7 protein-coding genes are annotated in these 5,079 nt (G+C 68.5%); 6 read left to right on the top strand and 1 reads right to left on the bottom strand.

What is annotated here, in order from left to right:
- Window positions 1–133 precede the first annotated feature (133 nt).
- From D471_RS42415 to D471_RS0128330, 6 genes are all read left to right on the top strand, one after another.
- Window positions 134–265, top strand: a complete 132-nt coding sequence (locus tag D471_RS42415) for a hypothetical protein (protein ID WP_017601747.1) — start codon at window positions 134–136, stop codon at window positions 263–265.
- A gap of 197 nt (window positions 266–462) precedes the next feature.
- Window positions 463–1,422, top strand: a complete 960-nt coding sequence (locus D471_RS36670; RefSeq protein ID WP_449406582.1) for a cupin domain-containing protein — start codon at window positions 463–465, stop codon at window positions 1,420–1,422.
- A 19-nt stretch (window positions 1,423–1,441) separates the two neighbouring features.
- Window positions 1,442–2,368: an aldo/keto reductase gene (locus D471_RS0128345; RefSeq protein ID WP_338045367.1), complete on the top strand. Its 927-nt coding sequence runs from the start codon at window positions 1,442–1,444 to the stop codon at window positions 2,366–2,368.
- A gap of 121 nt (window positions 2,369–2,489) precedes the next feature.
- A complete protein-coding gene (locus D471_RS0128340; protein ID WP_449406581.1) occupies window positions 2,490–3,164 on the top strand; it encodes a phosphotransferase in 675 nt (224 codons plus the stop codon).
- A 410-nt stretch (window positions 3,165–3,574) separates the two neighbouring features.
- Window positions 3,575–4,051 (top strand): hypothetical protein, encoded by a 477-nt coding sequence (locus tag D471_RS36665; protein WP_017601744.1) that lies wholly within the window; start codon window positions 3,575–3,577, stop codon window positions 4,049–4,051.
- On the top strand, window positions 4,048–4,527 hold the full coding sequence (locus tag D471_RS0128330; RefSeq protein ID WP_017601743.1) for an ATP-binding protein: 480 nt from the start codon (window positions 4,048–4,050) through the stop codon (window positions 4,525–4,527). The genes D471_RS36665 and D471_RS0128330 overlap by 4 nt, the downstream gene beginning before the upstream one ends.
- 55 nt (window positions 4,528–4,582) lie before the next feature.
- On the opposite strand, the gene D471_RS0128325 is transcribed toward D471_RS0128330, so the two are convergent.
- Entirely contained in the window at window positions 4,583–5,071 is a 489-nt protein-coding gene (locus tag D471_RS0128325) for a DUF3180 domain-containing protein (protein WP_026128161.1), read from the bottom strand.
- Window positions 5,072–5,079: the final 8 nt, after the last annotated feature.

The following is a 5,079-nucleotide window of genomic DNA, read 5'->3' as shown; positions in this document are numbered from 1 at the left end:
CGGGGAAAAGCCGGTCCGTACGAGAGACACCAAAGACTCCACATGACGGAACGTCGATCATGTGGCCACGTGCGGTGAAGGCCTTCGGTCCGGACCCGCACACCCTTAGGAACGCACGAAAGGAAGTACGCAGATGCAGGAGCAGCAGTTCGACGGTGACCTGATGGTCGCCGTCGAGGAGATCACCACCGAGCGCAGCCGAGGCGACCAGCCCTCCGACGGAGGCGGCACCGGCCGTAGCGACACCAACGACGGCATCCGTTAGGAGCAACAGTGCCCGCTGATGTGATCAGCGGCCGTCTGGGCGGGGACCAGTTCCCCGTCCAGGTGCTCGGCCAGGTGCTCGGCCGCACCCACCGCCGCTACGCCGCCAACGCTGACCAGGCCGCTGACTTCGCTGACCTGCTCACCTGGCCCGACTTCAACGAGTTGCTCGCGACCCGACGTCTGGACGTGCCGCGTATGCGGCTCTCGGCCGGACAGACGGTGGACGTGAACGCCTACACCCGCCTCCAGACCTACCGCCGTATGCCCGACTGGAACGCGCCCGTGCCGCACCTGTTCCACGCCCAGCTTCGCGAAGGCGCGACGCTGGTCGTGGATGCCGTCGATGAGATGCACCCGCCCATCAACAACCTGGCTGCCGAGATCGAGGCCTGGTTGGGGACTCGGGTCCAGGTCAACGCCTATGCCTCCTGGACCGCGAAGGAGGGCTTCGGGGTCCATTGGGACGACCATGACGTGATCGTCGTTCAGGTCTCGGGACGAAAGCGGTGGCGCATCTACGGCACCACCCGCGAGGCCCCGTTGTACTCCGATGTGGAGGTGGACGACGAGGCACCCACCGAGCCCATCGATGAGTTCACCATGGAGCCCGGCGATGTGCTCCATGTTCCCCGGGGGTGCTGGCACGCGGCGGCGGCCTCGGAAGGCGAGCCCAGCCTGCACCTGACCTGCGGGCTGAACACCACCACCGGCGCGGACTTCCTCGACTGGCTCAACGGCCTGTTGCTTGAACACGTCGAGGTTCGGCGCGACGTCCCCCGAAGCGATGCTGACCAGGCGGCGTGGGCCGCTCGCCTGGCCGATCTGATCACGCAACGCCTTCAGACCCCCGGCGTTGTCGATGAGTATTGGAACCACCTGAACCAGACCGCTCCCGCCCGGATGACGTTCAGCCTCCCGGTCGCCGTGACCGGGGACCTGGCGTCGTCCTCACGAGTGCGGCTGGCCTCCCACCGAGGCACTGTGCACGAGGAGAAGACGACGGTGATCCTGTCGGCGCAAGGGCGCCGCTNCCCCCCCCCGCCGCTCCAGTGCTGCACCGGCTCGCGAAGGGCGAAGCGGTCACGGTCAAGGAGCTGTGCCAGCTCGCCCCCAACGTCGCCGAGGACGCTCTCGTGTCCTTGCTCCGGCGTCTGATGAACGATGGCGCTCTCGTGTGGGAGGGCACCGCGTGACCCTCCTCGGTCTGGGGACCTACCGAAGCCACGACGCGGCCACATCGGCCAGCGTCGCGGCTTCGGCCGGATGCCCCCTCATCGACACCGCTCCCGTGTACGGGAACGGGAAGCACCAATCGGCCATCGCACCTGTTCTACGAGAACACCCCAGCATCCGCGTGACCAGCAAAGTCGGCTACATGACCAAGGGGCAGGCACAGGTCGCGCTCAGCACAGGGGACCTCACCGGGGAGGACGTCCGATTCCGGCACAGCATCGCCCCGGAGTACGTGCTTCACCAGATCGCCATGTCCCGGACCGAGCTGCGCCGCCCCGTCCTCGATGTGGTGTACCTGCACAACCCCGAACACGATCACCAGAAGCGCGGCGACCTCCACAAACGGATACGTGATGCGTTCGGTGCGCTCGAAGAGGCGACCGCGTCCGGAGCGATCCGTGGATACGGGGTGGCGACGTGGAGCGGTTTCGACACGGGAGCCTTCACCGTGCACGATCTCGTCCGACTTGCGCAGGAAGCCGCAGGACGGCCCGAGACCGGCCTTCGCGCGATCCAGCTCCCCGCCTCCTTGGTCAAGATCGCCCCCATCCGAGACGCCCTGTTGGGAAACGGTCCCATCGGTCGGGCCAGCGAGGCAGGATTGGAGGTCTGGGCTTCCGCCCCGCTGCACGGCGGCAAACTCGTCCGACTGGTGAATGAACGTCTCGCGCGCTACATCAGTGAGGGCGCGTCACCCGTGGAGGCGGCTCTGCTCGTGACAGCTTCAGCGCCCGGCCTGACCGGGATGCTGATCAGCACGTCGAGTACAGAGCACTGGGCGAACGCGGCCTCGGTGGTGGGCGGGCCGCTCCTGCCCGAGACTCGAATCAAGGACATCAGTGACCTCCTCCTCCGAGAACACGCCTGACCTGCAACAGGCGTGGCATCACGCGATCGTGGCTCTGAGCCTTACCACGTCCGACCGTGTCGCACTGCATCACGGGGTGGNGCCCCCCCCCGCCGACGGCTCGCCCGTCTGGCTTCGGGTCATGTCCGCGCCTCGACCCGGCGGGAAAGTGTGGAACGGGGCGGCACTCGCCGATGTGCTGGTGAGCGACAACGTCCCCCGACCGCGTCTGCTCGCCGAGCACATCTGGGGTGACACCCCCGCGTTCCAAGCCCTGATGTGGGAGCGAATGAAGGGAACGGCGGTGTCGGCGACCCCTGGCCTCACCGCCCCTGCGAAGAACGACGCCCAATGGTGGACCGACCTACGCCACGCCCTGACCACTCTGGAAACTGTTCCCGCTCCGGCCGATCGACAGGTGTTCTCCCAGGCGTTCATCCACCGCATACCCAATCATCTCCCTGAGATCGCCGAAGCCGGGGTGGATCTGAACGTAGGGACGTGGGTGGCTTCGCATGGAGACCTCCATTGGGCCAATCTGACCCGTGATCCCCTGATGATCCTGGACTGGGAGGGGTGGGGGCTGGCCCCGTTGGGCTACGACGCCGCTGTTCTCCACGCCTACGCCCTGCCCGAACCCGAAACGGCGGTCGAGGTGCGCGAAGTGTTCGCTGACGTACTGAACACCGACGCTGGGCGACTGGCTCACCTGGTGATCTGCGCCGAGATCATTCAGGCGGCCGAGCGGGATTCGCTCCATGCGCGTCTTGCCCCCTACGCTCGCCGCTTCGCTACCGAGGTACTGACAGCGCAGTAGTCACACACCGCAGGGCCTCGGTCTGCGACACGGGCGAGGCCTCGCGTTTCGCACCCCGGGCATATCTACTGAAGGTGGGAGAGACAGCTCACCGATCGGGTGTCCGTTCAACGGCTCAGCTCGGCGTGCTTCACACAGGTCAAAGAATTCATCCCAATTCGGACCAAGAGGATAGTTCTGGCGAGGCGGGGAAATGGGGTCAACCCTTTTCCGAATGCGCCCTGAGCTGGGAAAACGTCGAGACCATGAAGTTTTCCCCGACGAGTTCGCGGAAAAGTTCGCCTTCACTCCACGCGTGCTCTACTCTTCTTGCCAAACCCACAACTCCATACGCCGAAGACCCCGCGACGCTAGTTAGGCGCCCGGGGTCGTGGTCAGCAAGATCAACCTCTAAAGACAGGATTGCCGACATGGCTCAGTTTAGCCGTGCGGTCCTCAGGTCTGCCCTGGAGACCCTCAAGTCCCTCCTCGCCCCCGCGCACGGCCGCCACTCGGCCCGGCGTCGCCGCTCCACCCGGGTCCGCCGCTACGCCCCGCTTCCCGCCCCCGAGCAGGCCAGCGCTCCGCCCGAGGTCCAGGAACCGCCCGTTCCCGCGCCCCGGCTCTCCCCGCCCGCCGAGCTCGTGCGCGCCGACGAACTCTCCCTCATCCGCCCCTACTACGTCGCCTTCGAGCGCGAACTCGCCCACGCCCAGGCCCACCCCGCCCGCCGCCTGCGCGCTCGAACGAGCATCGCCACTTCGCCCACCACCAGGCGCGCGAGCGCCTACACGCCCAGGCACGCGGCCCCGGTGACGCGCGTGCCCGGTGAGTTCGACGAACTCGCCAACCTCGTGCGCGCCTGGCACGCCCAGCGCGGCGGCCAGCGGCGGGAGGCGGTCGCATGACCACGCCGACGGTGTTCTGGGAGCCCCGCGTCTACCAGGGAGAACTCCGCGAACTCGCCCAGGTCCGCAACGATCTCGCCCGCGACCTGACCGGGTTCGATCCCGATCTGGTCGACACCCTCCGGCTCTGCGCCAGCGAACTGCACGCCAACGCCGCCAGGTACACCGACCCGGACCGGCTGTACGGCGAGGTCATCCGGAGCCTGTCCATGCCGGACGAGCGCACGCTGCGGCTGTCGTTCAGCGACTCGGGCGGCGGAGGCGGCGTCCCCCGTATCCCGAGCGAGCGCACGGAGGGTGAGTGGGACCGGGCCGAGGGCCAGCGTGGCCTTCTGCTGCTGGAACACCTCGCCCGGGAGTGGGGCCACGTCCGTCTGGCCCCCTGGGCCGACCTCGGCACGTGCGTGTGGGCGACCTTCGACGTCGACCCCGCCGCGGTGCCGACCGGACTCCGCCCCTTCGTGTTCACGGACTGACCGGACAACACCGGGTGAGGCGGTCGGGAACCGCCCCACCCGGAACACCCGGTCCTCAGGCACGCGCGGACGGGTCGTCATCGCCCTCGCCGTCCTCGGGCACCCGACAGGCCGACCCCAGCCACAGCGCCGCCCCCAGCAGCAGCCCGCTGGAGGCCGCCGTGCCCAGGGCGGTGGCGAACACCTCGCGGTGGCTGGGCAGCACGAGCGTCCCGACCACCGCGAGCGCCATGCCCAGGAAGAAACCCGCCGCCAACGCCGCGAACAGGGCGCTGGCCTTGGCCAACGCGACCAGCCGGGCGGCGCTGAGCGGCTGGATCGGCTCGGTCCCCGGGGCCCTGCGGATCCGCCGCCGTGTCCGGCGCGCGGTGAACGCCTCGGCGAACGCCAGCAGGAGCAGGGTCGGGATCGCCGACCACGGCAGCGGCGGCAGGATGTGGACCGCCCCGGTGACCAGCCACCCCAGGAGCGCGCCGACCACCGCCAACGCCAGGGGGACGCGCCATCCCGTCGGGTGCATCCTCCCCTCGTGCTCCTCGACCATCAGCCGTC

Origin of the sequence: Nocardiopsis lucentensis DSM 44048, from assembly GCF_000341125.1 — a bacterium.
Lineage (GTDB): Bacteria > Actinomycetota > Actinomycetes > Streptosporangiales > Streptosporangiaceae > Nocardiopsis > Nocardiopsis lucentensis.
The sequence above is the reverse complement of the archived record's forward strand: the minus strand, read 5'-3'. Positions and strand labels throughout refer to the sequence as shown.

Bases quoted from the DNA above. Each gene is read 5' to 3' on its own strand.
- D471_RS42415 (WP_017601747.1), top strand. From the start codon at position 134: ATGCAGGAGCAGCAGTTCGACGGTGACCTGATGGTCGCCGTCGAGGAG.
- D471_RS0128340 (WP_449406581.1), top strand. From the start codon at position 2,490: ATGTCCGCGCCTCGACCCGGCGGGAAAGTGTGGAACGGGGCGGCACTC.
- D471_RS36665 (WP_017601744.1), top strand. From the start codon at position 3,575: ATGGCTCAGTTTAGCCGTGCGGTCCTCAGGTCTGCCCTGGAGACCCTC.
- D471_RS0128330 (WP_017601743.1), top strand. From the start codon at position 4,048: ATGACCACGCCGACGGTGTTCTGGGAGCCCCGCGTCTACCAGGGAGAA.
- D471_RS0128325 (WP_026128161.1), bottom strand. From the start codon at position 5,071: ATGGTCGAGGAGCACGAGGGGAGGATGCACCCGACGGGATGGCGCGTC.